This is a genomic window from Mameliella sp. AT18, assembly GCF_028807275.1.
GTDB lineage: Bacteria > Pseudomonadota > Alphaproteobacteria > Rhodobacterales > Rhodobacteraceae > Antarctobacter > Antarctobacter albus.
Map to the genome: position 1 here is coordinate 1 of NZ_JARAMO010000141.1, position 5160 is coordinate 5160.

At 65.5% G+C, this 5160-nt stretch carries 4 protein-coding genes; 3 read left to right on the forward strand and 1 reads right to left on the reverse strand.

Translation table 11 applies throughout. The features are described 5' to 3' along the window. Positions 1-781: 781 nt before the first annotated feature. Complete coding sequence (locus PVW46_RS14045) at positions 782-3037, reverse strand: heavy metal translocating P-type ATPase (RefSeq protein WP_043147009.1); 2256 nt, start codon at positions 3035-3037, stop codon at positions 782-784. A 149-nt stretch (positions 3038-3186) separates the two neighbouring features. Here PVW46_RS14045 and PVW46_RS14050 point away from each other — a divergent pair, with 149 nt between their 5' ends. The 3 genes from PVW46_RS14050 (at position 3187) to PVW46_RS14060 (ending at position 5107) form a co-directional block, all read left to right on the forward strand. Then, positions 3187-3615 carry a MerR family transcriptional regulator gene (locus PVW46_RS14050; RefSeq protein WP_043147007.1) on the forward strand — a complete coding sequence of 143 codons (429 nt, stop codon included), beginning with the start codon at positions 3187-3189 and terminating at the stop codon, positions 3613-3615. Next, on the forward strand, positions 3615-3938 hold the full coding sequence (locus PVW46_RS14055; protein ID WP_069211029.1) for a YnfA family protein: 324 nt from the start codon (positions 3615-3617) through the stop codon (positions 3936-3938). Before PVW46_RS14050 ends, PVW46_RS14055 begins: the two co-directional genes overlap by 1 nt. A gap of 281 nt (positions 3939-4219) precedes the next feature. Beyond that, the gene (locus tag PVW46_RS14060) at positions 4220-5107 is read left to right on the forward strand and encodes a tyrosine-type recombinase/integrase (RefSeq protein ID WP_043147004.1); all 888 of its coding nucleotides are present in this window, start codon (positions 4220-4222) and stop codon (positions 5105-5107) included. The last annotated feature ends 53 nt before the right edge of the window (positions 5108-5160 follow it).

Below are 5160 nucleotides of genomic sequence, written 5' to 3' on the forward strand. Positions count from 1 at the left end.
AACCTCCGGCCCCTGCCTCCCGAAGACAGATAGTGTCGGCCAAGCTGTTGAAATTTGGCCAGTGAAGCACTGTTTCATCGAGAACCTGGCCTATCTGGACACGCCAGATCTCTGGTACGAAGGTTCAACGAACCTAAGAGCACTGTCTACTTTCCGCACTTGAGCCAGGAGAGGCTGTGGCACCAGTACCGGGCCATGCAGACGGCTCTGTCGCGTCGGATTGACGCTTGAGCCACGGTCAACAAGGTTGCAGCCCGACCTGGCCCAAAGGCGAACCACCTTTCGTCGTAGCGAGCCCGCCGCCCGAACAGGCCGCTACCGTGGAGAGTGTCGAGATTATCATGAGGCCGGTGATGGTCCGCTTTGAGGCCGACGCGCCGGCGGAGTAAGTCACGATGGTCGCGCTTGCGCTGACAGGACCGGCATGATCCTCCCGTCGAACCAGGTGTGGATCAATCATGGTTGCGACAAGGCCGGTCGATTTCCGAAAGGGGCACGACGTGCTGGCAGCGCTTATGAGGGACTGTCCGCCATCAGGTTATGTGAGGCGCCAGCGCCTGACCGCGAGCGGCCCAGAGCCGACCTCCACCTGGATGGTCAACGCTGCGGTGTGGCTTCTCCGAACTGGTCATCCGCAACCTCGTGCAACATGCGCCGAGAGGCCGAGGTCAGCAGTCGGCGCCGCCGCGGCGAAGCACGCGGCGGTTGCCGTCAAGGCTCGGCGGGTGAAGATAATTGCTGTCTGCTTTCGGGTCGTTGTGGCAACGTGCTCGGGGCATGCCTACTCAGCGGTCGCACCGATGCGTTCTGTCGGTTCAGGCGTACCGGCGGGCCGGAAGAACAGCAGCCGGAGGGCGTTCATCGTGACCAGCACTGTGGCGCCGGTATCGGCGAGGATCGCGATCCAGAGGCCGGTGACCCCGAGCACGGTGGTCACGAGGAACACCGCCTTGAGCCCGAGCGCGATCGCGATGTTCTGGCGGATATTTCTCATGGTCGCGCGCGTGAGGCGGATCTTGGCAGGCACGTCCGTCACACGGTTACGAAGGATCGCCGCGTCGGCCGTCTCCAGCGCGACATCGGTGCCCGAGCCCATGGCAACGCCGACATGCGCGGCGGCAAGCGCGGGCGCGTCGTTGATCCCGTCGCCGATCATCATCACGCGGGCGTCCGTCGTCAGCTCGCGGATCGCCGTCACCTTGTCTTCCGGCATGAGCTCCGAACGATGCTCGATCCCGAGCCCGTCTGCGATGGCCTGCGCCGTGCGCGGGTTGTCCCCCGTCAGCATGACCGAAGAGATGCCGAGGCTGTGCAGCTGCGCGACCGCGTCCGCCGCATCGGTGCGCGGCTCGTCCCTGAGCGCGATGAGGCCCTGAGGCACGTCTTCGCAGAGCACGATGACCACCGTCTTGCCGTCGGCTTCCAGCGCCGCCACGCGACTCCGCAGGTCGTCCGTGAGCGCGCCGCGCTCCTCCGCCAGCCGTGGAGAGCCCACGCAGACGATCGCTCCGTCGATCGACGCTTCCGCCCCCTTGCCGGGAAGCGCACGGCCTCCGGTCGCTGCCACCGTGCCGACGCCTCGCCGCTCGGCCTCGGCGCAGATCGCCTGCCCGAGCGGGTGGCTCGCGCCGCTCTCAACCCCGGCGGCAAGCGCCATGAGGTCGTCGGCGCTTCCACTCAACACAGAGACATCTGTCACGCGGGGCCTGCCATGCGTGAGCGTCCCGGTCTTGTCGAAGGCGACATAGGTGGTGCGAGCCGCTGCCTCGATCACAGCGCCGCCCTTCATCAGCAGGCCGTTCCGCGCCCCGGTGGAGAGCGCCGAGGTGATCGAGGCCGGCACCGAGATCACCAGCGCGCATGGACAGCCGATCAGCAGCAGCGCCAGCGCCCGGTAGACCCATTCGCCCCAGGCCAGCCCGAAGGCCAGCGGCGGGACGACAGCGACGAGAACAGCGGTTGCGACCACGGCGGGCATGTAGACCCGGCTGAACCGGTCGATGAAGCGCTCGGTCGGCGCACGGGCGCTCTCGGCCTCTTCCACGACGCGGACGATGCGGGCGATGGTGTTGTCCTCGGCCGCCTTCGTGACCCGCACGCGCAAAAGCGCCTCGGCGTTGATCGACCCTGCGAAGACCTCCGCGCCCGGCTCCTTGAGGCTCGGGACGCTCTCGCCAGTCACCGGGCTCTCGTCGACGCCCGACGTGCCGTCGATCACCTCACCGTCGCAGGGCACGCGGTCGCCGGGCCGGACCTGCACGATCTGGCCGACCTGGAGCTTCTCGGCCGCGACTTCACGTGTTTTGCCGCCCACTTCGAGCCGCGCCGTCTTCGGCACGAGCTTCGAGAGCGCCCGAATGCTGTCACGTGCCTTGCCGGCCGAGACGCCTTCCAGGAGTTCGCCAACGGCGAAAAGAAACACGACAAGCGCCGCTTCTTCTGGCTCGCCGATTATCAGCGCACCGCCAGCGGCGATGGTCATCAGCATCTCGATGGTGAAGGGCATTCCGGCCCGCGTCATGGCGAAGGCGCGCTGCGCCACGGGCACGATCCCGACCAATGTCGCCAGGACGAACGCCCAATGCGCGCTCTCAGCCGGCAGGACGAGACGCAACGCCCAGGCCGCCGCGAGCAAGGCGCCGGTGCCGAGCACAAGGCGACCCTTGGCGGTCTTCACCCAAGAGATCGGCGCATCGTCGTCGGGCCCAGTGGTCTCCTTCGGCTCGCTGTCGATTTCCACGGCCTCCGCCGCATCCGGAAAAGCTCCATCCGGCAGGACAATGCCGCCCTTGGGCTTCTCTGGCCGTGCGCCCTTGGCCGCGATGCCGAAGCCGACGCCGCGCACTGCCTTCTCGATGCGCTCGGGCGGTGTCTGTGTCTCATCGAGCGTCAGTCGCAACCGTTCGGCCATGAGCGCGACATCGACATCCGCGACGCCAGGCAGGCGCTCAACCGCGCCGCGCACCTTGGCAGCGCATGACCCGCAATCCATGCCTGTCACGCGCCATTCGCGTTGTCCTGCGCCCCTGTCTGCCATGAAGGCTCTCCGTCGTGATTCTTCGACCGAACCTTGATATAGGACCTACAGCAACTGTAGGTTCAAGCCTCGGCTGGAGATTTACCACATCGTTTACCGTGGCGAGGAGCCACGCGATCCCAGCAGCACAGGGCCTTAGGAGGAAACCCATGCTTTCGATCGGCACTCTCGCCAAGCGCACCGGCACCAAGGTGCAAACGATCCGATACTACGAACAGATTGGTCTGATGCCTGAGCCCGGTCGGACAGATGGTGGGCAGCGACGCTATGGGGATGTCGAGCTTGATCGTCTTTCGTTCATCCGTCACTCCCGGCAGCTCGGATTCACGCTTAGCGCGATCCGCGAGCTTCTGCATCTCTCTGACAGCCCAGAACGGTCATGCGCGCAGGTCGATGCAGTCGCCCAGAAACAGCTGCGCGAGGTCGAGGCGCGGATCGCCCGACTTGAGGCGCTTCGGGTCGAACTCCGACGGATGATTGGCGAGTGCAGCGCCGACCGCGTGGCCGACTGCCGTATCCTTGAGGTCTTGCGCGATCACGAGGAATGTCTGTCTGATCACGAGCAGGCCGACTCCTGATGCCGGCGATCGTGGTATACCCGCTCGCCGCGCTTGCTGAGATTGCCGGATGCTTTGCCATCTGGACTTGGTGGCGTGGCGCTTCGAGCCTCTGGCTGGTTCCGGGCATTGTGACCCTCGCCCTATTCGGCTGGTTGCTCGCGCAGGTCGGCACCGGTTTCGCAGGCCGGGCGTTCGCGGCTTACGGCGGCGTCTACATCGCCGCTTCGCTGTTCTGGATGTGGGGCGTCGAGGGGCAGCGGCCGGACCTTTGGGATTTTGCCGGTGCAGGGCTGTGCCTCGCCGGAGCCATGGTGATCTTGGCCGCGCCACGCGCTGGGTGACAGAGAGATCTGATAGGCCTGACGGCGCGACGTGCAGGTGTCACATGGAACATCAGTTGCAAGGTCGGTTTCTACGGCGGCGAAGCTTCAGCCCGAAAATACGGGAAAAGTCCGAAGTCCGCCCTGACGATCGGGGCGTCGCGATCGGCCCAAGGACGAAGCCGCTCGCGCGGCATTGACGCCCGTGGCGGGCGTTCGGGACTGATCGCCAGCCTGTGCATTTGGGAATGGCGTCTGCGCCTGACGATTGAGGCCTCTCAATCGACAGACAGGAGGTTCCCATGACCGATGAGAGGATTTCGCCGCTACGGGCGCGGATGATCGAAGACATGCGCATCCGAGGGATGGGCGAGAAGGCGCAGAAGTCCCACATCCGGGCCATCAAGGATTTCGCCCGGTTCCTGGGGCATTCGCCGGACACCACCACCCCGGAGGAGTTGCGCGCCTACCAACTGCACATGACCGACACCGGGGTCACGGCCAGCACGTTCAACGTGAGGATCGTGGCGCTCCGGTTCTTCTTCGGCATGACCTGCGGGCGCGAGGACATGAAGCGCTACATGCAGTTCCGCACCCAGCCGCGGAAGCTGCCCGTGGTGTTCAGCGTCGAAGAGGTGTCCGACATCCTGATGGCGGCGCCGGGGCCCGGCCTGAAGTATCGGGCCGCGCTCAGCATCTCCTACGGGGCTGGCCTGAGGGCCGCCGAGGTCTGTAATCTCAAGATCGGCGACATCGACAGCGACCGGATGCTGATCCATGTCGAGCAGGGCAAGGGGCGGAAGGACCGCAAGGTGATGCTGTCACCAGGTTTGCTCGAACTCCTCCGAGACTATTGGCGTGAAGCACGGCCCGAAGGCTGGCTGTTCCCGGGCAAGCCGAAGATCAACCTGATCTCGCCGCGTCAGTTGAGCCGGGCCTTCACGTCGGCCAAGACCATGGCCGGGGTCAAGAAGGCCGCCACCTTGCACACCCTGAGGCCCAGCTTCGCGACGCACCTGCTTGAAGCCAACTCGGATGTGCGGGTGATCCAGGTGCTGCTCGGCCACGCCAAACTCGCGACGACGGCGCAATACACGCATGTTGCAACCAAGGCGATCCCCGACACTGTCAACCCTTACGAGATGCTGGCCAAGCTGCAGGACCACGCCGTGAAGCGAAGTCTGGAGTGACCGGGCGCCGGGATGCCCCGGCCGAAGCTGGAGATCGCTGACATCTTTCGCGC